The organism is Streptomyces sp. HSS9-12 (assembly GCF_054963655.1).
Window position 1 is genome coordinate 104,200 of sequence record NZ_JBUEGC010000011.1, and the last position, 22,281, is coordinate 126,480.

21 protein-coding genes and 1 pseudogene are annotated in these 22,281 nt (G+C 70.6%); 6 read left to right on the plus strand and 16 right to left on the minus strand.

Going from position 1 to position 22,281, the window contains the following annotated elements:
* Positions 1-21: 21 nt before the first annotated feature.
* Positions 22-168 carry a hypothetical protein gene (locus tag ACY34J_RS08495; protein WP_462725857.1) on the plus strand — a complete coding sequence of 49 codons (147 nt, stop codon included), beginning with the start codon at positions 22-24 and terminating at the stop codon, positions 166-168.
* Positions 169-298: 130 nt separating this feature from the next.
* On the opposite strand, the gene ACY34J_RS08500 is transcribed toward ACY34J_RS08495, so the two are convergent.
* From ACY34J_RS08500 to afsQ1, 6 genes and pseudogenes are all read right to left on the minus strand, one after another.
* Positions 299-2,251, minus strand: a complete 1,953-nt coding sequence (locus ACY34J_RS08500; protein ID WP_462725856.1) for a multicopper oxidase family protein — start codon at positions 2,249-2,251, stop codon at positions 299-301.
* 942 nt (positions 2,252-3,193) lie between these two features.
* A pseudogene (locus tag ACY34J_RS08505) lies at positions 3,194-3,390 on the minus strand (SWIM zinc finger family protein); the annotation flags it as partial.
* Positions 3,391-3,939 (minus strand): VanZ family protein, encoded by a 549-nt coding sequence (locus tag ACY34J_RS08510; protein WP_462725945.1) that lies wholly within the window; start codon positions 3,937-3,939, stop codon positions 3,391-3,393.
* Positions 3,940-4,033: 94 nt separating this feature from the next.
* Entirely contained in the window at positions 4,034-4,651 is a 618-nt protein-coding gene (locus ACY34J_RS08515) for a hypothetical protein (protein ID WP_462725855.1), read from the minus strand.
* 11 nt (positions 4,652-4,662) lie between these two features.
* Positions 4,663-6,237 carry an ATP-binding protein gene (locus ACY34J_RS08520; protein ID WP_462725854.1) on the minus strand — a complete coding sequence of 525 codons (1,575 nt, stop codon included), beginning with the start codon at positions 6,235-6,237 and terminating at the stop codon, positions 4,663-4,665.
* Positions 6,234-6,911 carry a two-component system response regulator AfsQ1 gene (afsQ1, locus tag ACY34J_RS08525; RefSeq protein ID WP_462725853.1) on the minus strand — a complete coding sequence of 226 codons (678 nt, stop codon included), beginning with the start codon at positions 6,909-6,911 and terminating at the stop codon, positions 6,234-6,236. Before afsQ1 ends, ACY34J_RS08520 begins: the two co-directional genes overlap by 4 nt.
* 218 nt (positions 6,912-7,129) lie before the next feature.
* Between afsQ1 and ACY34J_RS08530 the strand changes: the two genes are divergently transcribed.
* Positions 7,130-7,885, plus strand: coding sequence for a SigE family RNA polymerase sigma factor (locus ACY34J_RS08530; RefSeq protein ID WP_462725852.1), 756 nt, complete (start codon positions 7,130-7,132; stop codon positions 7,883-7,885).
* 166 nt (positions 7,886-8,051) lie between these two features.
* Here the strand turns inward: ACY34J_RS08530 and ACY34J_RS08535 are convergent, their stop codons facing one another.
* Positions 8,052-8,732 (minus strand): uridine kinase family protein, encoded by a 681-nt coding sequence (locus tag ACY34J_RS08535; RefSeq protein ID WP_462725851.1) that lies wholly within the window; start codon positions 8,730-8,732, stop codon positions 8,052-8,054.
* Between the two features lie 75 nt (positions 8,733-8,807).
* On the opposite strand from ACY34J_RS08535, the gene ACY34J_RS08540 reads away from it, so the two are divergent.
* Complete coding sequence (locus ACY34J_RS08540) at positions 8,808-9,233, plus strand: hypothetical protein (RefSeq protein WP_462725850.1); 426 nt, start codon at positions 8,808-8,810, stop codon at positions 9,231-9,233.
* Between the two features lie 67 nt (positions 9,234-9,300).
* Here ACY34J_RS08540 and ACY34J_RS08545 read toward each other — a convergent pair whose 3' ends face one another.
* Genes ACY34J_RS08545 through deoC form a run of 3 tightly spaced genes read right to left on the minus strand, consistent with a single transcriptional unit; the run spans position 9,301 to position 12,587 of the window.
* Positions 9,301-10,161 carry an aldehyde dehydrogenase family protein gene (locus ACY34J_RS08545; RefSeq protein ID WP_462725849.1) on the minus strand — a complete coding sequence of 287 codons (861 nt, stop codon included), beginning with the start codon at positions 10,159-10,161 and terminating at the stop codon, positions 9,301-9,303.
* Positions 10,154-11,584: an aldehyde dehydrogenase family protein gene (locus tag ACY34J_RS08550; protein WP_462725848.1), complete on the minus strand. Its 1,431-nt coding sequence runs from the start codon at positions 11,582-11,584 to the stop codon at positions 10,154-10,156. The genes ACY34J_RS08545 and ACY34J_RS08550 overlap by 8 nt, the downstream gene beginning before the upstream one ends.
* A 7-nt stretch (positions 11,585-11,591) precedes the next feature.
* On the minus strand, positions 11,592-12,587 hold the full coding sequence (deoC, locus tag ACY34J_RS08555) for a deoxyribose-phosphate aldolase (RefSeq protein WP_462725944.1): 996 nt from the start codon (positions 12,585-12,587) through the stop codon (positions 11,592-11,594).
* Positions 12,588-12,939: 352 nt separating this feature from the next.
* Between deoC and ACY34J_RS08560 the strand changes: the two genes are divergently transcribed.
* Positions 12,940-13,596, plus strand: a complete 657-nt coding sequence (locus ACY34J_RS08560; protein WP_462725847.1) for a PH domain-containing protein — start codon at positions 12,940-12,942, stop codon at positions 13,594-13,596.
* Positions 13,597-13,627: 31 nt separating this feature from the next.
* Here the strand turns inward: ACY34J_RS08560 and ACY34J_RS08565 are convergent, their stop codons facing one another.
* The 5 genes from ACY34J_RS08565 to ACY34J_RS08585 form a co-directional block, all read right to left on the minus strand.
* Positions 13,628-14,881, minus strand: a complete 1,254-nt coding sequence (locus ACY34J_RS08565; protein ID WP_462725943.1) for a hypothetical protein — start codon at positions 14,879-14,881, stop codon at positions 13,628-13,630.
* A 276-nt stretch (positions 14,882-15,157) separates the two neighbouring features.
* Positions 15,158-16,867, minus strand: coding sequence for a phospho-sugar mutase (locus ACY34J_RS08570; RefSeq protein WP_462725942.1), 1,710 nt, complete (start codon positions 16,865-16,867; stop codon positions 15,158-15,160).
* Positions 16,868-17,122: 255 nt separating this feature from the next.
* The gene (locus tag ACY34J_RS08575; protein ID WP_462725846.1) at positions 17,123-17,932 is read right to left on the minus strand and encodes a purine-nucleoside phosphorylase; all 810 of its coding nucleotides are present in this window, start codon (positions 17,930-17,932) and stop codon (positions 17,123-17,125) included.
* 122 nt (positions 17,933-18,054) lie between these two features.
* Entirely contained in the window at positions 18,055-18,300 is a 246-nt protein-coding gene (locus ACY34J_RS08580; protein WP_462725845.1) for a hypothetical protein, read from the minus strand.
* Positions 18,301-18,340: 40 nt separating this feature from the next.
* Positions 18,341-18,778, minus strand: coding sequence for a gamma-glutamylcyclotransferase (locus ACY34J_RS08585; protein ID WP_462725844.1), 438 nt, complete (start codon positions 18,776-18,778; stop codon positions 18,341-18,343).
* A 92-nt stretch (positions 18,779-18,870) separates the two neighbouring features.
* Between ACY34J_RS08585 and ACY34J_RS08590 the strand changes: the two genes are divergently transcribed.
* Both ACY34J_RS08590 and ACY34J_RS08595 read left to right on the plus strand, forming a co-directional pair.
* The gene (locus tag ACY34J_RS08590; RefSeq protein WP_462725843.1) at positions 18,871-20,379 is read left to right on the plus strand and encodes an NAD(P)H-quinone dehydrogenase; all 1,509 of its coding nucleotides are present in this window, start codon (positions 18,871-18,873) and stop codon (positions 20,377-20,379) included.
* A gap of 146 nt (positions 20,380-20,525) precedes the next feature.
* Positions 20,526-21,509, plus strand: a complete 984-nt coding sequence (locus ACY34J_RS08595) for a DeoR/GlpR family DNA-binding transcription regulator (protein WP_462725941.1) — start codon at positions 20,526-20,528, stop codon at positions 21,507-21,509.
* Positions 21,510-21,548: 39 nt separating this feature from the next.
* On the opposite strand, the gene ACY34J_RS08600 is transcribed toward ACY34J_RS08595, so the two are convergent.
* Complete coding sequence (locus ACY34J_RS08600) at positions 21,549-22,100, minus strand: TetR/AcrR family transcriptional regulator (RefSeq protein ID WP_462725842.1); 552 nt, start codon at positions 22,098-22,100, stop codon at positions 21,549-21,551.
* Between the last annotated feature and the right edge of the window lie 181 nt (positions 22,101-22,281).

The following is a 22,281-nucleotide window of genomic DNA, read 5'->3' on the forward strand; positions in this document are numbered from 1 at the left end:
ACGATCGACAGCTACCTCCAAGTGCGGCTCGCGATCTTCGACAATCGCAAGCGCAACATCCCCGGCCGTCGGTGGGGTGAGCGCCACAACGGCGCCTGGTACAACCGGCTCGGGGTGTTCCGCCTGTCCGGCAACGTACGCAGGGTGGCAGCGCATGCCAGCCTGTGAACGATGTCGGTAAGCCGTGTGCGCGAGAAGCGCATGCACGGACTCGACGGGCGGGGGCTGGAAACGGAGCTTCACAGGTCACCGCGCCAGTCCCCGGCCCAGACCCCTCTTGAGGGAGCCGTCTACGGATCTATCGGCTGCCTCCGATTTGGTATGGCCGCATCATCTCGTTGTCCTCGTGCTCGACGATGTGGCAGTGCCAAACGTAGCGACCGGGTAGATCGAACTGGGCCTTCACCCGGGTGATTTCGCCTGGATAGGAGATCACGGTGTCCTTGAAGCCACGCTCCCAGCTCTCCGGCGGCATGGGCGACTTGCCGAACGGTTGTCGGTTCACCACCTGGAACGCGACCTCGTGGATGTGGATCGGGTGGGCGTCCACGGTGAAGTTGTGCAGCGCCCATGTTTCGGTCGCACCCAACTTCGGGTTTTCCGTGATCCGGTCTGCCCAGCCGAGCACCACCGGATTGCCGGCGGAGTCCACCGTGCCGAGCGAATTCTGGATCGGCGTGTCCGGCGGCACTGGGGGAACGAACGTGGAGGTCTGCTCGGTGAGGGACAGCTGGCGGGTAACGCTTGATGAACCGAGTGGGGTGATCTTGGGCAGTCTGAGCTGATCCGGCGGGACGCTGGTGTCTTTGCTCTTCAGCGGACCGACGACGAATTTCATCACCTGCCCGGTGGTGGCCGGATTCGCGAACGGGAAGTCCACGCCTGGTGTGCCTCGGCCGAACGGTTGGTCCGCTCCCTCGTTGATGAGGTACAGCTGGGTACCTTCCCGGATGCCGGTGAAGTCGACGATGACATCGGCCCGCTCCGCGTTGGCCATCAGCAGTGAGTCCAGCCGCACCGGCTTGGGCAGGAATCCGCCTTCGTTGCCGATCTGCCAGAACGGTAGGGCCGCTTTGGCCGGCCGGGTGGTCGGGGTGGCCGCGATCTTCAAGATCAGGAACCGGGCATTGCATCCGTTGAGGAGGCGGAACCTGTAGCGACGCGGTTCGACGTTGAGCACGGGCCACGTCCGGCCGTTGACCACCATGGTGTTGGCGAAGAATTCAGGGTTCCAGATGGGAGGTACATCGGTCTTGGGAATGTACGGGCCGGTGAACCCGTCAAAGAATGCCCGGCTCGTGGGATAGAACAGCGAGCCGTCAGCGTTGAACGAACGGTCCTGGACGGCCAGGGGGATCTCGTGATACCGGGTGCCTGGCGCATCGCCGAACTTGGGCGCGGGTCCGGGCAGCACCCCTTTGGGCAGGTCGGAGTCGCCGCCGCGCAGCAGATAGAACCCGGCGGGTCCGGCGTAGACGTTGAGCCGGGTCATACCCAGGGTGTGATCGTGGAACCAAAGGGTCGACGCCCGCTGGCGGTTGGCGTACTCGAAGGTCGCGGTGCCCGGCTTCCACTTCACGTCGTGCGCATAGGCGAACTTCTCCCGGAACTCGTTGTAGAACGAACCTACAGTGGCGAACCCACGGGGCAGGTTCTTCGCGCGTGGCAGGTACCACGCTTCGGTGTAGCCGTCGCTCTCCTCGGTGTTACGCCCACCGTGGAGGTGAGTGACGATCGGCACGGGCCCGGTGTATCGACCCGGCGTCGAGGTGAATGTCGGCCGGGAATCGCGCCCGGACGTGCCGCCCGGCGGGTTCGCCCAGTGCAGGGTGGGGTCGACCGCCAGCAAGTGCGGCAAGAAACGGCCACGCTTGTCGACGAGATCATTGACCCAGGTGACCTGGACAGGCCGCCCAAACCTGGCCTCGATGGTGAACGACGGGTAGTTGAACGTGCCGTTGTGCGCCATCGAGCCGTATCCCCACACAGTGGTGGACGGCAGAGTGGGCGGCAGGATCTGCTGGCGGAACTGCCGGACACCAATGACATACGTGTCGATGTGGTGTCGCGACTTGACCTTCGGCATCACCGGCGGGATCACGAGGTTGGTGACGTATTTGGGGATGGCTGCGGGGTTCAGTTTGGGGACCTTACGGGCAGAGCCGGCCGCCCAGGCCACCGTGTCATTGGGAATGGCCAGGGCCGCGCCCCCGGCAGCGCCGGCTACGAGCAGTTGTCTTCGTGTGATCATTTCTCCCGCCTTCTGCCGACCAGGATTGCCATATGAACCTACTAATCGAGGTTTTTGGCGATGTTAGGCCGCGCGGACAGGGCGTAGTGGATTGACGTTCGGCGTGTCATGAGCCCGTTGGGGCCTGGCGGCGTGTGGCCTGGTGACAGCGCAACGATGGCCAGAATTTTCAAGCCACGAATGGCGTAGTGACCGCCGTGGTCGGCGGGTTGCTCAACAGAATTGGCCATCGAGTACAGGCAGCACGGCAAAGGGGCTGGGCCGCCCAGCCGCGAGAACAACCGCCAAGTGGTCGATTACGCGCGGCCATGCCGAAGCCTGGAATTCTTTCCTCCGGCGTTATTTCCCATGAATAAGCGCCACTAGTACCACGCTACTCACACCCCCAGTGCGGTGGTTGATCACTTCGACGGCGCTCCTGGAGTTGAACTCGTAAGGTCGGCCTGCGGGCGGGCGGCTGGCCTCCACTCACCCAAGACGAAGAGGAGCCGTCGCCTTATCCCCCGTTCCGCCGCCGAATTGATCACCGTGGCTCAGCCAAGCCTGCGCTCACGACCGCGATGCCATGCCCTGACTTCCCTGGAAGCGAGCACGGATCCAGCCGCTCCTGGATGTGACGCCGCGCTGAAGGCGGCGAGGGGTCCAGATGGCGGAACGGCACGTACACGCGCTGCTCGCGGATGGCACGACAGTACGGATACGGAGTGCTACGCGGGGCGATCGGGCTGCCGTGCTGCAGCTGTATGAGGAGATGTCGCCGGAGAGCCTCCGGACAACCACGGACAGCCAGAGACCGTCGTCCCCAGGTAAACCCTGCACCGACTGCCGTCCGGACCGCTGATCGAATTTGCCTCGGAACCTACTTGGTTGGATTCCCGGTGGCGACACCTCGGTAGTGGCAGACTCCTCGCGGAATAAGGGGAGGCACCTTGGGCTTCGGCTTTCGCCCGGGTCCGGGCGCGCCGCACGGCACCCTTCGAGATGGGAGTAAGCGAGGTCTGCTCCGACCTGACCGAGCCAGCCGTCGGAGTCGTCGACGCTCTCGACCGCCTCGGCCAGCAGCCCCATCGCCTCCCGCGCCAGGTGATCGCATCGGCGGCCCGGCCCGAGCCGGTGAGCGCGCCGATCGCGGACACCGCCTAAGGGGCGATGCCCACGCTGGGGAAGGTCGGGGTGCGCCCCTGAGCTTCTTCCTCCCGCAGGAGTGCGGTGCGCCGGGTTATCAGCTTTCTGCGGCGCAGCCGGGCCCGCACGAACGGCGTCAGCAGCAGATGCGTCAGCCCCACCCCGGCGGTGTTGAGCAGCAGCGAGTCCACGTCCACCGTCCGCCCGGACACATTGCTCTGCAGCAGCTCGATCACGAGCGACACCATGGCGCCGGTGAAGACCGTATGGGCCAGCGAGCCCAGCAATGAGCCGCACACCCGGCCCGTGACCACGGGCAGCAGTATTCCCAGCGGCGCCAGCAGCAACAGGCCGCCGCCGAGGCTCTGTACGGCCTCCCAGGGCCCCAGTGCGAGCTCGGCACGGATGGTGGCCAGCGGCCGCAGGTTCGCCGGAGTCACCCACGGCACGTGCAGCGGGCGCAGGGTCAGCCAGCCGACGAGCAGCAGATGTGCGACGAGGAGGACGAATCCCGTCGCGCGGATGCGGAAGGTGGCGCGGTCGCCGGAGCCATGACGCTGCACGCCGGAGAGGACGCGCCGGGTGGCGGTCCTGGTTCCGGTGGCGGTTGTCACTCTTCGGCCGTGATCGCCCTGATACTGGCTCGTCATTCAGCAGTCATCGGGCGGGCGTGCCGGTGGTCTGGGCGGTCTCCGGGCGCGTCCGCAGGTTCTCCGTGCAGGCGTAGCGGCGCAGCGAGTCCGCCTCCGGCCCGCCGAGCACCACGGAGCGGTCCCCGCCGGCCGCGGCCGTTCCGGCGTACGTGCACACCAGCTGCGCGAGCGCGTACGGCGGCAGGTCGTCCGGGCCCCGGTTCAGCCGCAGCGCGCTCTTGAAGTCGCCCCTGCGCGGTTCGTCGACCTGCAGGCGGTTGTCCGTCTCGGTGGAGAACCCGGCTTCCTCCTCCTGTGCGTCCGGCCGCTGCTGCAGCTGTTCCAGCAGCGTACGGGCGAACCGCAGCCGGTCGGCGGCGAGTTTGTCCCGCGCCACCGGAACCGTCCGGTGCACGGGGATGATCTGTGAGTTGCAGACCAGGTAGACCGTGACCGGGGTGGCCTGCACCGGCTCCGGCGATCGGCTGTGGCCATCGGACACCCGGCAGGACGCGCGCGAGGGAGCCGGTCCGGCGTCCACGGGGACGGACGTCCCGCGGATGCCGCAGCCGGCGGCGGTGAGCGCGACCGCCGCCACCGCGGCGGCGCGCCGCCATCGCACCGCCCGCCGCTGGGTGTCCATGGGCCGCGGCCTCATCGATCGTCTCCGTCGTCGTCTGCGGTCTGTTCGCCCGGCATGAGCCGGGAGGCGTCCATCGGCAGCCGGAGGGTGAAGACCGCTCCGCCCTCGCTGGAGTTGGCCGCCGTGATGTCTCCGCCGTGGATGTGCGCGTTCTCCTGGGCGATGGACAGCCCCAGTCCGCTGCCCTCGGACCGCGGCCGCGACGCACTCGCCTTGTAGAAGCGGTCGAAGACATGCGGCAGGACATCCTCCGGAATGCCCGGCCCGTGGTCCCGTACCTCCACGAGCAGCTCCGCCTCGGGCGTGCCCGCCGCGACCGTACGCACCGACACCCGTACCGGCGAGCCGCCGTGCTTGAGCCCGTTGCCGATCAGATTCGCCAGGATCACATCGAGCCGCCGCGGGTCAAGCCGCGCCACGATGCCGCGCTTGGCGTCCAGCTCGACCGCGTCCAGCCAGGCCCGTGCGTCGATGCAGGCCGTCACCATGTCCGCGACATCCACGTCGTCCAGCACCAGCCGCGCCGTTCCCGCGTCGAACCGGGTGACCTCCATCAGGTTCTCCACCAGATCGCCCAGCCGCCGGGTCTCGGTCACCACCAGCCGCACCGCGGGCTCGATCAGCGGATCGAGGTTGTCGGCCTCGTCTTCCAGCACCTCGGTGACCGCGGTGATCGCCGTCAGCGGGGTGCGCAGCTCATGCGACATGTCCGCCACGAAGCGGCGGCTGGCAGCCTCCCGCGCGCTCAGCTCCCCGACGCGCTCTTGCAGTGCCTCCGCGGTCCGGTTGAACGTCCGTGACAGCTCGGCCAGTTCGTCCGTACCCGACACCCGCAGCCGGGTGTCCAGCTTGCCCTCCCCGAGCCGCCGCGCCGCGTCACCCAGCCGCTGCACGGGCCGCAGCACCGTCGTCGCGGCGGCCTGCGCCAGCAGGGCCGAGCCGATGAGCGCGAGCCCGGTCGCGATGCCCAGCGACCAGGCAAGGGAGTTGAGGTCGTCCCGCTCGGAGGCGAGGGACTTGAGCATGTAGCCGGTCGGCCCGTCGCCGATCACCTTCGCCCCGCCGACCAGGTACGGGACGCCGTCGAGAGTGACCCGCTGCCAGTACAGGTGGTACGGCAGCCCGTCGCCCTCGTCCGCCGGGCGCTTCTTGTCCACTGCCGTCCGCAGCGTCCCGGGCACCACCCTCAGGGTGAAGACACTGGGATCCGAGCCGACAGCACAGGTCTTGCCGTCCTTCGCCCTGTCGATCAGTACGACCTCGTACCGCTGCGTGCTGTTCGCCATCCGGTTCGCCGCATCCCGTAGCTGGTCGCAGGCCGGGCGCAGCGGCAGCGAACCGGCGTTGTCCGCCAGCGACTCGCGGAAGTCGTTGAGGGCGGCGTTCTGGGTACGGGTGAGCACCGCGTCCCGGTTCAGCCAGTACGCGATGCCGGAGGCGGACACGGCGGCCGTGAGCGCCACCAGCGCGAAGACGACCACCAGCCGCAGCCGCAGGCTGGTGAGGCGCAGTATCCCCGGCCCCCAGCCGCGCACCCGGCCGGGGGCCGGTGGATGTTCTGGTGCTGGATGCGCCGGTTCTGTCATTGCGGGGCGTCCAGCCGGTAGCCGACCCCGCGGACCGTACGGATCAGCGTCGGCGAGGACGGTACGTCCTCGACCTTGGCCCGCAGCCGCTGCACGCACGCGTCGACCAGCCGTGAGTCGCCCAGGTAGTCGTGCTCCCACACCAGCCGCAGCAGCTGCTGCCGAGACAGCGCCTGTCCCGGCCGGCGGCTCAGCTCCAGCAGCAGCCGCAGCTCGGTCGGCGTGAGTTGAAGATCTTCACCGTTCTTGGTGACCGTCATGGCCGCACGGTCGATGACCAGGTTGCCGAACATCGCCGAGTCGCTGGACTCCCGCTCGCCGCGCCGCAGCACCGCACGGATCCGGGCGTCGAGCACCCGCGGCTGGATGGGCTTGACCACGTAGTCGTCCGCGCCCGACTCCAGCCCCACCACGACGTCGATGTCGTCGCTGCGCGCGGTCAGCAGGATGATGGGCAGCTGGTCGGTGCGCCGGATCCGGCGGCACACCTCGAACCCGTCGATGCCCGGCAGCATCACATCCAGCACGATCAGGTCCGGCCGCTGCTCGCGCATCAGCTTCAGGCCGTCCTCGCCCGTCGCCGCGGCCACCACGCGATGGCCCTGGCGCGTCAGGGAGAGTTCGAGGGCCGTACGGATGGCGTCATCGTCCTCGATCAGCAACAGGAAAGGCACGCTGGTCATTCTGACGTACGCGGAGCCGGTAGTTCGACCTCCGGGGCTCTCCCGTACAATACCGGCCCCTTCCGTAACTCCAGTCCCTGTGACAGGCCTGTGACAGTCGACGGACAGGCCGATGAAACTGGCCCGGCAGTCTTTTGTGCACCGGGCGCCGGGGGGACCGAGACCCGGAGGCAAACAGACGGATCAGGCTCCACCGACGGGGGCGCGAAATGCACACACTGCACAACGGCACCACCAGCGCAGTCATTCGCACGCGCCTGCACGCGAAGGCGGGGGGCCGGGGGTACGCCCGGAGCACCGGGCGGGTCCGTCCGGCCTTGGTGGCGATCGACGCGAACGACGTGGGGGGCCACGGGGGGAGCGCCACCGGGGGGGCCGCGTACGGGGAGGTCCCGGGGGCCTGCGCCGCGCCGAAGCCGGGCGAGGCGGAGGAGCGCAGCCTTTCGGAGGCGGAGTTCACCGCCTACGTCCAGGAGCGCCGCGCCTCCCTGTACGCGACGGCCTTCCATCTGACCGGTGACCGCTACGAGGCCGAGGACCTGCTGCAGAACGCGCTGTTCTCCACCTACCGGGCCTGGGACCGGATCAGTGACAAGGCCGCGGTCGGCGGGTATCTGCGCCGCACCATGACCAACCTGCACATCAGCGCATGGCGCCGGCGCAAGCTCAACGAGTACCCGACCGAAGAGCTGCCGGAGACGGTGGGCGACCAGGACGCGATGCGCGGCACCGAGCTGCGCACCGTGCTCTGGCAGGCGCTGGCCCGGCTGCCCGAGCTGCAGCGCACGATGCTCGTCCTGCGCTACTACGAGGGCCGTACGGACCCGGAGATCGCGGAGATCCTGAACATCAGCGTCGGCACGGTCAAGAGCAGCATCTGGCGGTCGCTGCGCCGGCTGCGCGAGGACGAGACGCTCAGCTTCGGCCGGGACGAGGAGGAGTCCTTCGTCGAGCTGGTCGGCTGAGCCGATCCGCTGGGGACGGCCGCCCTGTGCGGCCGGATCGAGCTGGGGGGACGCGGGGGAACACGGGGGACTGCCGCACCGGGGGGATGCGGCGGGGGAGAGAGGAAGCGGCACCGAGCCGCCGGGGGGCCGGCTCGGTGCCGCTTCGTCCTGCGTTCTGCCGGGCTCAGCTGCGGACGGGTTCCGGCCGGGCCGCGGCCACCGCGGCTATCCGGCCCAGCGCCTCCGCCGTGCCGCAGGGTTGCGCGCCCAGCGCCGTCTGGCGGGCAACGATGGAGCGCTCCATACGCATCAGTCGCCAGCCTCGGCGCACCAGCACCGATGCCGACTTGCGGCCCTGCCGCAGGTCTCTGACGAGCCGTCGCCGGAAGGTGGTGGACGGCCGGCCGTGCAGACACAGGGCGTCCGCCAGCAGCCCGCGCTCCCGGCACGGCGCGACGATGTCGGCCGCGAAGACCCCCTCCGCGATGAACAGGGGCGCGTGCCCGATGTCGAACGCCCGGTGGCCCAGGCGTGCGCTGCCGGCGAGGTCGTACTCCGGAACCGCCGTACGCCCCAGACGGCACAGCGCCTCGATCGCCTCCACGGCCGCCTCGGCATCCCAGGACAGCGGTGAGTCCCAGTCCGTGCCCGACCCGTCGGGCAGGAGCGGGAGCGTCGGGTGGTCGCCGTCCTTGTAGAAGTCGTCAAGGCGCAGTACCGGCAGGCCCGTACGGGCGGCGAGGGAGGACTTCCCGGAGCCGGAGGGACCGGTCAGCAGCACGACGCGCGCGGATCGATGGGCGGAGTTCACGGGACGCCATTCTGGCGCATCGCCGACGCCTTGCGACCCACCCGGGCGAGGCATTGGCGGACCGGCTCCTACTCAACTACGCTCAGTCGCCAATCGATTACCATAAGCAAGAAGTCTGGCAGGTGGCCCATGGCCAAACACGCACGTCCCAAATCGTCCCCCGCACCCAGCGCACTGCTGCGCGCCGGGATCATCGTGGCCGCGGCGGGTGCCGCGCTCGGAGCGGGCGGCGCGGCGACCGCGAGCGCGGCGCCGGCCGTACCGCAGCCCTCACCGAGCCCGGACACCTCGGGCGGCCATCTCAACACCGGCATGCTGTCCGACCCGCAGGGATCGCTGACCACAGGGCTCCACCACGGTGTCGCTCCGGTGAAGAAGCTTCGGCTCAACCCGCTGGCCGGTACGGGAGTTGACCCACTCAACAACGCGGTCGGCACGCAGGTCGCCGACTTCAAGCCGGTCGGCACCGATGTGGTGACGGGGCCGTTCGCGCGCGGTGCTTCGCTGTCCGGGCTGCCGGTGGTGGGCAGGGCGTCGGGCCTGCTGCCGGGCTGAGCGCCGGCCGTCGGCAGCGAAGCACGAGGCCCCATCCGCACGGGATGGGGCCTCGTCGTCGGGTGATCTACACGCCGATGGGGTGCCAGACCGTCTTGGTCTCCAGGAAGGCCAGCAGCCGTTCGGTGCCCGGGTCGGCCGACCAGTCCGTACGGGACGGGCGCAGCACCCGCTTGAGGTTGTCCGCCGAGGCCGTCTCCAGCTCCTTTGCCAACTCGGCGTCGGCGCCCGCGAGATCGATCGCGTTGACGTCCTGGTGGGCGGCCAGCGGCGCGGCGATCTCGGCCGTCTTGCCGGACAGGACGTTGACCACTCCGCCCGGCAGATCGGAGGTCGCCAGCACCTCGCCCAGGGACAGCGCGGGCAGCGGGGACCTGGCGCTCGCCACGGCCACCACCGTGTTGCCGGTGACGATCGCCGGGGCAATCACCGAGACCAGGCCCAGGAAGGACGACTCCTGCGGGGCCAGGACGGCGACGACACCCGTCGGCTCCGGGGTGGAGAGGTTGAAGAACGGTCCCGCCACCGGGTTCGAGGAGCCCGCGATCTGGGCGACCTTGTCCGACCAGCCCGCGTACCAGACCCAGCGGTCGATCGCGGCGTCCACCTGCGCGGTGGCCTTGGCCTTCGACAGCCCCTCGGCGTCGGCGACTTCACCGATGAACTGCTCGCGGCGGCCCTCCAGCATTTCGGCGATGCGGTAGAGGATCTGGCCGCGGTTGTACGCGGTGGCACCCGACCAGCCGGCGAAGGCCTTACGGGCGGCGACGACCGCGTCCCGCGCGTCCTTGCGGGAGGCGAGCGGGGCGTTCGCCAGCCAGTTGCCCTTGCTGTCGGTCACTACGTACACCCGCCCGCTCTCGGACCGGGGGAACTTCCCCCCGACGAACAGCTTGTAGGTCTTCAGGACACCCAGGCGATCAGACATTGAGGTAGGCCTCCAGACCGTGGCGGCCGCCCTCGCGGCCGAAGCCCGACTCCTTGTAGCCGCCGAAGGGCGAGGCCGGGTCGAACTTGTTGAACGTATTGGCCCACACGACACCGGCCCGGAGCTTGTCCGCCATCCACAGGATGCGCGAGCCCTTCTCCGTCCAGATGCCGGCGGACAGGCCGTACGGCGTGTTGTTGGCCTTCTCCACAGCCTCCGCCGGAGTACGGAAGGTCAGCACCGACAGCACCGGACCGAAGATCTCCTCGCGCGCGATGCGGTGAGCCTGGGTGACGCCGGTGAACAGCGTCGGCGCGAACCAGTAGCCGGAAGAGGGGAGTTCGCATGCCGGAGCCCAGCGCTCGGCGCCCTCCGCCTCGCCCGCATCGGCCAACGCCTTGATCCGGCCCAGCTGCTCCGCGGAGTTGATCGCGCCGATGTCGGTGTTCTTGTCCAGCGGGTCGCCGACCCGGAGGGTCCGCATCCGGCGCTTGAGGGCGTCCAGCAGCTCCTCCTGCACCGACTCCTGCACCAGCAGGCGGGAACCGGCGCAGCAGACATGGCCCTGGTTGAAGAAGATACCGTTCACGATGCCCTCGACGGCCTGGTCGATCGGGGCATCGTCGAAGACGATGTTCGCGGCCTTGCCGCCCAGCTCGAGGGTGAGCTTCTTGTCCGTGCCCGCGACCGTACGGGCGATGGCCTTGCCGACCTCGGTGGAACCGGTGAAGGCGACCTTGTCGATGCCGGGGTGGGCCACCAGCTCGGCGCCGGTCGAGCCGTCACCGGTGATGATGTTGACGACGCCCTTGGGGAGACCGGCCTGGCGGCAGATGTCCGCGAAGAAGAGGGCGGAGAGCGGGGTGGTCTCGGCGGGCTTGAGGACGACGGTGTTGCCGCAGGCCAGCGCCGGGGCGATCTTCCACGCCAGCATGAGCAGCGGGAAGTTCCACGGGATGACCTGGCCGGCTACGCCCAGGGGCTTCGGGTCGGGCCCGAAGCCGGAGTGCTGGAGTTTGTCGGCCCAGCCCGCGTAGTAGAAGAAGTGCGCCGCGACGAGCGGCAGGTCGGCGTCGCGGGACTCGCGGATCGGCTTGCCGTTGTCCAGGGACTCCAGGACGGCGAGCTCGCGCGAGCGCTCCTGGATGATGCGGGCGATACGGAAGAGGTACTTGGCACGCTCGGCGCCCGGCAGGGCCGACCAGGTCTCGAAGGCCTTGCGGGCGGCCTTCACCGCCGCGTCCACGTCCTCCGCGTTCGCCTGCGCGACCTCGGACAGGACTTCCTCCGAGGCGGGGGAGACGGTCTTGAAGACCTTGCCGTCCGAGGCCTCGCGGAACTCGCCGTCGATGAAGAGCCCGTACGACGGTGCGATGTCGACGACCGCACGGGATTCGGGTGCGGGTGCGTATTCGAAAGCCATGTCTGTCTCAGTCCACCGTCACGTAGTCGGGACCGGAGTAGCGCCCGGTGCTCAGCTTCTGCCGCTGCATCAGCAGGTCATTGAGGAGGCTGGAGGCGCCGAAGCGGAACCAGTCCGGGGTGAGCCATTCGTCGCCCAGCGTCTCGTTGACCAGCACCAGGTACTTGATCGCGTCCTTGGTGGTGCGGATGCCGCCCGCGGGCTTCACTCCGACCTGTACCCCGGTGGTCGCGCGGAAGTCGCGTACGGCCTCCAGCATGAGGAGGGTGACGGGCGGGGTGGCGTTGACCGCGACCTTGCCGGTCGAGGTCTTGATGAAGTCGGCACCGGCGAGCATCGCCAGCCAGGAGGCCCGGCGCACGTTGTCGTACGTCTGGAGCTCGCCCGTCTCGAAGATCACCTTCAGATGGGCCGCGGAGCTGTCCTCGCGCCGGCAGGCCTCCTTGACCTGCTTGATCTCCTCGAAGACCTCGAGGTAGCGGCCGGAGAGGAAGGCGCCGCGGTCGATCACCATGTCGATCTCGTCGGCACCGGCCGCTACAGCGTCACGGGTGTCGGCGAGCTTGACCGGCATGGCCGCGCGGCCCGAGGGGAAGGCGGTCGCAACGGAGGCGACATGGATGCCGGTGCCGGCCAGGGCCTCCTTGGCAGTGGCCACCATGTCGGGATAGACGCAGATGGCCGCGACCTGCGGGACGCTGCGGTCGGCCGGATCGGGATTGACGCCCTTCGCGCACAGCGCCCGGACCTTGCGCGGGGTGTCCGCACCTTCCAGGGTCGTCAGATCGATCATGGAGATGGCCAGGTCGATGGCGTAGGCCTTCGCCGTGGTCTTGATCGAGCGGGTGCCGAGGGTGGCGGCACGGGCCTGCAGCCCGACCGCGTCGACACCCGGCAGGCCGTGCAGGAAGCGGCGCAGCGCGCCGTCGGAGGCGGTCACGTCCGCCATCGACGCCAGGCGCTCGGCGGCCTCGCTGCCGTATGCGGGAACAGTGCTGGGCATGGTCACCAGACGAGCATATCTACGCGCGTAGCAAAAGTCACCCCGGGAAGTTCGCCAGCGTCTCGTTCCGACTGCGTCTCCCGCGCGCCACCCGGCCTGCCCATCCTCCGACATCAGCGGCGGACGGGGCGCCGAGCGGTGGCCCCGCTCCGAAGACACCCAACGGGGCGCTGAACATGAAGATCGACTGGGGCAGACGACCTGCCCCAGCCACCGCTGGGGGTGCCCCCAGGAGGTGCCCCCAGCTTTCGACACCGGCGCGCCCTTTGGCCCGCTCGCGCCCGCTCACCCTGCTGAACCGATGCCGGACTGCAATGTCCGCATGGCGGACTCGTCGGGCAGAATCAGGCCTATGACGAGCCCGGACAACTCCTCCGCCCCCAAGCCCGCGCCGCCGCAGCGGCCGGTGTACGCCGACCGCGTCTACCGCTCGCCCGCCGCGCTGGCCGGGGGTGGCCTGCTGCTGGTGCTGGCCGCCTGGCTCGGCTTGGACGCGGTGGTCCGCGGCGAGGGCCGTACGCCCTGGGTCGCGATCGCCGCGCTGCTGTTCGCGGCGCCGCTCATCGTGGCGTACACGCTGCGGCCGGCCGTCCGAGCGTCCGCCGACCGCCTCCTGGTGCGCAACCCGCTGCGCACGATCACGCTGCCGTGGGCCGCGGTCGAGGACGTACGCGCGCGGTACTCCAGCGAGGTGTTCGCGGGTGGCCGCAAGTACCAGCTGTGGGCCATCCCCGTCTCCCTGCGCGCGCGCAAGAAGGCCATGGTGCGGACGGGCCGGGCCACCACCCAGGACCCGCACGCACCGAGCTCGTCATCCGCCGGCCGCGCCGATGCCGCTGAGCTCCGCGCGCCCGCGGACCAGGCGGTCAGCGACCTGCGGGAGCTGGCGGAGCGTCATGCCGCGAGCGAGACGGCGCAGGGCGAGCCCCAGGTGCGCTGGGCGTACGAGATCATCGCGCCCGCCGTCGTCGGAGCCGTCCTGCTCGCGGTCCTCATCGCCACCGGCTGACAGCCACGGCGGGCCGCGTGGCGTGCGGCTGTCACAGCGGGCCGGGCCAGACCAGGGACATGTACGCGCCGAAGTAGGCCGAGGCCAGCGCCGCCGTGCCCAGGACGAGGAGCACCACCGGCTGCCGGGCCCGGGCGAGCGCGACCGCGGGCGGCAGCAGCAGCGGAAAGGCCGGCAACAGGAAGCGGGCGCGCGGGAAGTACTCCCCGCCGCTGCCCAGCACGATCACCAGCAGCAGCCCCGTGAACACCAGCAGCGCCGGCGGCTGCCGGTCGCACACGGACAGCGCGTACAACACCGCCGAGGCGATCAGGATCACGGAGACGGCCACCAGGAACAGCTGCGGCCGGGCGGGGTGGACCAGGACGTCCCGCAGGCCGCGAAGGGTGTCCAGGCCGTAGTCCCACTCGTTCCCCCACTGCCGCTGGACCACCAGATAGCCGTCCCAGCGGCCCAGCCGACGGCCCACCCAGCTGATGTAGATGAGCCAGCCGAGCGGGGCGAGCAGCGCCCCCAGGCAGATGGCGATGACCGTACGGCGCTCCGCCGCGACGCTCTCCCGCCACAGCCGCCACAGTGTGACCACCGCGGCCACCGAGACGGCCGCGGCGACGGCGAGTCCCGTGGGCCGGGCGAGGCCGGCCGCCACCGCCAGTGAAGTCGCCCGCAGCCACCGGCCGCTGAGGACGGCGTGCAGCGTCCAGGCGGCCAGCGCGGTGAACAGCGACTCGGCGTAGCCCATCCACTGGACGAGCCCGACTGGCGCGGCACCCCACAGCACCGCGAGTACGGTCCCCGCCTGCCGCCCGTACAGCCGGTCGCCGACCGCGAAGACGCCCCACGCGGCGGCCAGCGAGGCGAGCACCGAGATCAGCACCCCGATGCTCGCGGGCGAGCCGGGCAGCGGCCAGGAGAGTTCCCTGACCACGGCCGGGTAGAGCGGGAAGAAGGCGAGGTCCTTCAGGTCGCCCGGGGTGTGGCCGTAGCCCTGCTGGGCGATCCGCAGATACCAGGTCGAGTCCCACTGGGTGGCGAGCATCGGCCATAGCCCATGGCCCTTGAGGTGCGCCCACTTCGCGAGCACCAGGACCCCGAGCAGCCGGACGAGGACGTAGCCGGCGAGCGCGGGGCCCACGTACCGCAGGGCGCCCCGGGACCGGGACGCGGCGGGTCTGCCGGCGCCGGGCCGGCGCGGTCCCGGAAGGCGGGCGACCGGAGCGGCACCCGGGCGGTACGGCCGCAGGCTGGTGAGGATCGGATCGTGCGTCGAGGCTGAGGGCGTCAGGACCGAATGTGCCTGAGCAGACGGCGGTTTCGGGGCCGATTCCGGGGTGCGAGTAGCCGTCCGGGCTGCGAACTGGGGCACTGAGGCAACTCCTGGGGACGCGAAGGTGAGGATGACCGGTCCACGTTTTTTCACCATCGGGAGCCGGGTCGCGAGCCCATGCGGCAGCCACACCGCGGAAATCATCCGTACGAGTTGGTTTACGGATGTGGGTCCACGCGTCCGTACGCCGAAGGCCCCCGGCGCGCCGGGGGCCTTCGGCACCACCGGACCGGGTCAGATGCCGGCCGCGGCCGCCAGGTCCTCCTTCAGCGCGGCGAGCACCCGGTCCGCCGTCGTACGGGCCTGAGCGAGCGCGGCGGACGAGGCCACCGGCACCACGACCTCCAGGTAGCACTTGAGCTTCGGCTCGGTGCCGCTCGGCCGCACGACGACCCGCGCACCGCTCACACCGGCCTCGGCCGATGCGGCCAGCCGATAGCGCAGCCCGTCCGTCGGAGGCAGCTGCGCCGAGCCCTGGGACAAGTCCTCGGCGGAGTCGACGGAAAGCCCCGCGAGCACCGTCGGCGGCTCCTCGCGCAGCCGCTTCATGGCCGCGGCGATCAGCGACAGGTCCTTCACACGTACGGACAGCTGGTCGGTGGCGTGCAGGCCGTGCTCGACCGCGAGGTCGTCCAGCAGGTCGGACAGCGTACGGCCCGACTGCTTGAGCGCGGCGGCCAGTTCGGCGACCAGCAGCGCCGCCGTGATGCCGTCCTTGTCGCGGACGCCGGCCGGGTCGACGCAGTAGCCGAGCGCCTCCTCGTAGGCGTACCGCAGGCCCTCCACGCGGGCGAGCCACTTGAAGCCGGTCAGCGTCTCGGTGTACGGCACGCCCGCCGCGGCCGCGATCCGGGAGAGGAGGGAGGAGGAGACGATCGTGGTGGCGAAGGTGCCCTGCGCTCCCTTGTCCACCAGGTGGCGGGCCAGCAGCGCGCCGACCTCGTCACCGCGCAGCATCCGCCAGCCCCCCTCGGCGCCGGGGTCCGGGACGGCGACGGCGCAGCGGTCCGCGTCCGGGTCGTTCGCGATGACGATGTCGGGCCGCGTGGCACGGGCGGTGGCGAAGGCCAGGTCCATCGCGCCCGGCTCCTCCGGGTTGGGGAAGGCCACCGTCGGGAACGCCGGGTCGGGATCGGCCTGTTCGGCGACCACGGTCGGGGCAGGGAAGCCGGCGCGGGCGAAGGCGGCGGTGCAGGTGTCGCGTCCGACGCCGTGCAGCGGCGTGTAGACCACCCGCACATCCCGCGGGGAGCCCGGGGTGAGGACCGCGTCCGTACGGGCCAGGTAGGCCTCGACGATCTCCTCGCCGAGGGTCTCCCATCCGGACTCGGGGCGGGCGATGTCCTCGAGGCTGCCGATAGAGCCGATCTCGTCGGCGATCTCGCCGTCCGCGGGCGGCACGATCTGCGCGCCGTCGCCGAGGTAGACCTTGTAGCCGTTGTCGCGGGGCGGGTTGTGGCTGGCGGTGACGGTGACGCCCGCGACCGCACCGAGGTGCGGGATGGCAAAGGCGAGCACCGGGGTGGGCAGCGGTCGCGGGAGCAGCGCGGCCCGCAGGCCCGCGCCGACCATCACGGCGGCGGTGTCGCGTGCGAAGTCCGCGCTCTTGTAGCGGGCGTCGTAGCCGATGACGACGAGCCCTCCGGCGTAGTCCTGCTTGCGCAGATACGCCGCCAGGCCGGCCGCGGCGCGGATCACGACCGCGCGGTTCATCCGCATGGGCCCCGCTCCGAGTTCGCCGCGCAGTCCGGCGGTACCGAACTGCAGCGTGCCGGAGAAGCGCTGGGCGAGCTCCTCCAGCTCCGGGCCCGCCGCTCCGTCCTCGACATCGGCGGCGTCCACGGCCGACAGCAGCCTGCTCAGCTCCTTGCGGGTCTCCGGGTCGGGGTCCTCGGCCAGCCAGGCACGGGCCTGACGGATCAGCTGTGCGGCGTCGCGCGCCACTGCGCGTGCCTCTTCGCTTGCCACGGTGATGCTCCTGTGTCCGGTGCGGGGCCGCGCGCCGCCGAGCCGCCCCGGGCCGAAGGGGTCGGCGCGGGCGGCCGCACGGCCGCGCGGTCGTCAAGGTTCGCGATCGGGTGCCCGATGTGTACCCGGTCGGTGGCCGGGCTTGTCAGGGACGGGCCCGGCCAAGGCTCGGCTCGCCTCCGGGTGCTCTTTTCGGCAGGGCGCCCCAGTGGCTCGCTCGCGTCGGATCCGTCAGATCCGGCCGAGGACCTGCGCCAGCAGGCTGCCCATCCGGGCCGCCGAGTCGCGGCCGGCCTGGAGCACCTCTTCGTGGTTGAGCGGCTCGCCGGTCATGCCGGCGGCGAGGTTGGTGACCAGCGAGATGCCCAGCACCTCGACACCGGCCTCGCGGGCGGCGATGGCCTCCAGGACGGTGGACATGCCGACCAGGTCCCCGCCGATGGTCCGGATCATGTTGATCTCGGCCGGGGTCTCGTAGTGCGGGCCGGGGAGCTGTACGTACACGCCCTCTTCGAGGCTGGGGTCGATCTCCTTGCACAGGGCGCGCAGGCGGGGCGAGTACAGGTCGGTGAGGTCGACGAAGTTCGCGCCCACGATCGGGGAGGCGGCGGTCAGGTTGATGTGATCATTGATCAGGACCGGCTGGCCGGGGCGCATGCCCTGGCGCAGACCGCCGCAGCCGTTGGTGAGGACGACGGTCTTGCAGCCCGCGGCGGCGGCTGTGCGTACCCCGTGCACGACGGCGGCGACGCCGCGGCCCTCGTAGTAGTGGGTGCGGCCGAGGAAGACCAGCACACGCTTGTCACCGATCGAGTACGAGCGCACCCGGCCGGCGTGGCCGGCGACGGCGGGCGGCGGGAAGCCGGGCAGCTCGGTGACCGGGAACTCGTGCTCGGGCGTCCCGAGCGCCGCGGCGGCGGGAACCCAGCCGGAGCCCATGACGAGCGCTACGTCGTGGCTCTCGGCACCGGTGAGTTCGCGCAGGCGGGCTGCGGCGGCGTCGGCGTCGGGAAGGTCCGGAGTACTGAGGGAAGCGTTCACGTGCAAGAGAGTAACCGTTCATTGCCTACGCGCGTAGATGCGCCTCGCCGCAAGCCTGTGAGCTGCGCTTCACCGGATCCTACAAGCGGGGCGCGCGCCGCCGCAGGGGCGCGGAGGGGAGCTCACAGGCGCTTGGCGCTGTGCAGTTCCTTCGCGTGGACGCCGCTGCCGTCCAGCCGGGCGCTGCCCCCCTTGTCGCCGATGGCGGGTCCCGTCGGCCTCTTCGCGGCTGGAAATGAAGCGGGGGTGGTTGCCGGTGTCCACTCCGGCAGCAGCCGCACCCAGCTGTCGGTGCGCACCACGGCCTCTGTGGTGCGCGGTCCGGAGGAGGTGCGGGGTTGTGCGTGGACCCATGAAGGAACGGTCACCAGCAGAGTGCGTAGGGGGCACGCATGCGGCAGCCCTTCGTCAACAGGGCCGCTTGCGCAGTTCCATCACATAGTCGTGCGGCGCCCCGGCCGACTCCGCCGCGTCCGCGATCTCGCCCAGGTAGCGCGCCGACGGCAGCCCGCCCTCATAGCCGTTGAGGACATAGACCCAGGCGGGCTCGTCGCCGTCCAGCGTGTGCACCCGTACCCGCAGCCGCCGGTAGACCCCGAGCCCCACGCCCTCCCAGCGGTCCATGGAGTCCTCGTCCATGGGCGCGATGTCGTACAGGGCCACGAAGACCTGGGAGTCGGGGTCCTCGACGATCGTGGGCAGGGCTCCCTCCCAGCCCATCTGCTCTCCGCCGAAGGTCAGCCGCCACCCGTCGAGCCAGCCTGTGCCGCGCAGCGGGGAGTGCGGGGCGCGGCGGGTCATGAGCCGCGCGTCGAGGTTGCCGGCGTACGCGGCGTAGAGCGACATGAGTCGAGGGTACGGGAGTGGAGCGCGAGGTTCGCGGTGTGGCGGACCTCACGGGGAGGGCCCCCGCGACCAGGTTTCCCGGGTGCGGGACAATGGAGTACGTGACTCGGATCGTGATCATCGGTGGCGGACCCGGCGGCTACGAGGCGGCACTGGTTGCCGCGCAGCTCGGAGCGGAGGTGACCGTTGTCGACTGCGACGGTCTGGGCGGCGCGTCGGTGCTCACCGACTGCGTGCCGTCCAAGACTCTGATCGCGACCGCCGAGGTCATGACCAACTTCGACTCTTCGCACGAAGAGCTCGGCATCATCGTCGCCGATGACACCCCGCACATCGACCAGCCCGCCCGCATCGTCGGTGTGGACCTGGGCAAGGTCAACCGGCGTGTGAAGCGGCTGGCGCTCGCTCAGTCCCACGACATCACCGCCTCGGTGACTCGCGCCGGCGCGCGGGTGATGCGCGGTCGCGGACGCCTGGAGCCCGGACAGGCGCCCGACGGTTCCCGGAAGGTGACCGTGACCGCGGCCGACGGGTCGACCGAGACGCTGATCGCCGACGGGGTGCTGGTGGCCACGGGCGGTCACCCGCGCGAGATCCCCGACGCCCTGCCCGACGGCGAGCGGATCCTGAACTGGACCCAGGTGTACGACCTGGAGGAGCTGCCCGAGGAGCTGATCGTGGTCGGTTCGGGTGTGACCGGTGCCGAGTTCGCGGGCGCGTACCAGGCGCTCGGCTCGAAGGTCACGCTCGTCTCGAGCCGGGACCGGGTGCTGCCGGGCGAGGACCCGGACGCGGCGGCCGTGCTCGAGGACGTCTTCCGGCGCCGCGGCATGAACGTCATGGCGCGCTCACGCGCGGTGGCCGTCAAACGGGTTCCCGGACCTGCATCGGCACAGGGACCCTCCTCGCCGAAGGCGGGCGAGGAGGGATGGGGCGGGGACCGGGTCGAGGTCACCCTCTCCGACGGCCGGGTCATCACCGGTTCGCACTGTCTGATGGCGGTCGGTGCCATCCCGAACACCGCGGACATGGGCCTGGAGCAGGCCGGGGTCAAGCTGAAGGAGTCCGGGCACATCTGGACCGACCGGGTCTCGCGTACGACCGCTCCGGGCGTATACGCGGCCGGTGACTGCACGGGCGTGTTCGCTCTCGCTTCGGTCGCGGCCATGCAGGGCCGGATCGCGATGTACCACTTCCTGGGCGACTCGGTGGCCCCGCTGAACCTCAAGGCCGTGTCGGCGAACGTCTTCACCGACCCGGAGATCGCCACCGTCGGCTACACGCAGGCGGATGTGGACAACGGGGTCATCGACGCCCGGGTGGTCAAGCTGCCGCTGCTGCGCAACCCGCGCGCGAAGATGCAGGGGATCCGGGACGGCTTCGTGAAGATGTTCTGCCGCCCGGGCACGGGCATCGTGGTGGGCGGTGTGGTCGTCTCGCCGCGCGCGAGCGAACTCATCCACCCGATTTCGATCGCGGTCGACAACAACCTGACGGTCGAGCAGATCGCGAACGCCTTCACTGTGTACCCGTCGCTGTCGGGCTCGATCGCCGAGGTCGCACGGCAGTTGCAGGCTCGAAAGACGCAGATCGACCTGTAACCGACCGACAACGATCGCCTATACCAGTTCTGGCGCACTGTTGCGCATAACTTCTGTTATTCGGCGCAAACTGCTGAAAGCAGACGGTCGTTGGCGTTACTGTCGGTTTCGTGTTCGCTGCAGAACGTCGCCAACTGATCCTCGAAATGGTGCGTGCGAACGGAGCCGTGTCGCTCCGCGAGCTCGCCCGCGTCGTCCAGACCTCCGAAGTGACCGTACGTCGGGATGTGCGGGCCCTGGAGGCAGAAGGACTCCTCGACCGCCGGCATGGCGGTGCGGTGTTGCCGGGCGGATTCACCCGGGAGTCCGGCTTCCCGCAGAAATCCCATCTAGCGACCGCTGAGAAGACGGCCATCGCCGATCTCGCGGCCGGTCTCGTCGAGGAGGGCGAGGCGATCGTGGTCGGGGCAGGTACGACCACGCAGGAGCTGGCCCGCAGGCTCGCGAGGGTCCCGGGGCTGACCGTGGTCACCAACTCCCTGCTGGTGGCCCAGGCCTTGGCACACGCCAACCGGGTCGAGGTCGTCATGACGGGTGGCACCCTGCGCGGCTCCAACTACGCCCTGGTGGGCAGCGGCGCCGAGCAGTCCCTCCAGGGGCTCCGGGTCTCCCGGGCCTTCCTGTCCGGCAGCGGGCTGACCGCGGAGCGCGGCCTGTCCACCTCCAACATGCTCTCGGCGAGCGTGGACCGGGCGCTGGTGCAGGCCGCAGCGGAGGTCGTGGTGCTCGCCGACCATACGAAGCTGGGCACCGACACGATGTTCCAGACCGTGCCGACCGATGTCATCACGCATCTGGTCACGGACGAGCCGCCGCCGCACGACGACCGTGCCGCCACCGAGCTGCAGGCCCTGGCCGACCAGGGGGTGCAGATCGCGGTGGCCGGGCAGGGCGTCGCCGGAGCGCCGGGCCTGGGCCCGGAGGCGGGCGGCCAGACGGGGCGGCGGCCCCGCAGGGTCGGCCCCCCGCAGGGGCAGGGCGCCGAGGACTTGCCGCTCCCGGGACAGCGCCGAAACCATCCGCCGGGATCGCCGGGGGCGGGCGCGGCGCAGCTGCGCAGCGCGCCCTCACTGACGGAGCCGGGAGGCGCGCCGGGCCGCGTGGCGGACTTGGCGCCACGGCGGCGCTAGCAGCCCGCCGCAGGCGTCAGCGGCCGGCCCGCACAGGCGTCAGCGGCCGGCCCTCAGGCCGGTGAGGGTGAGCATCAGCAGCCGGTCGGCCAGGCCCGGGTCGTCCGGCGCCTCCTCCACGGCCAGCGCGATGGCGTTCGTCAGCTGCATCAGGTCGGAGATCTCGACATCGCTCCGTACGGCACCGGCCTCCTGGGCCCGGGCGAGCAGGGCGCTGCCCGCCTCCCGCATCGGCACACTGCACCGCGCCAGCGCGGAGGTGTCGTCGTGGGAGGCGCTCATCAGCGCCCGGGCCAGTCCGCGGTAGGTGCTCGCGTGACTGATGATGGCCCGCAGCCACTCGACCAGGGCGGTGCACGGCTGCTCGGCGTCGGCCAGCTCGCGGGAGCGGGCGAGCAGGGTGTCGACCTCGCTCTGGAAGACCGCGCCCATGAGGGCACAGCGGCTGGGGAAGTGCCGGTAGAGGGTGCCGATGCCGACGCCCGCGCGTCGCGCGATGTCCTCCAGGGACGCGTCCGTACCGTGCTCGGTGAAGGCCGTACGGGCCTCGGCCAGCAGCCGCTCGTAGTTGCGGCGCGCGTCGGCACGCATGGCCCGCACGGGGCGCGCTGATGGCGTGGGCGCCGTTCCGCTGTGCATCCGGTCCTTCTTCCGGTCCCTGCCGTGGGTCCAGCATGCCATCGCAAAACCGGAGCCGGCCGCCGATGCGCCGACCGCGCTCCGCGCCGAACCGCGCGGAGATGCCGCGGGCCCCGTCCGACGGGTCGGACGG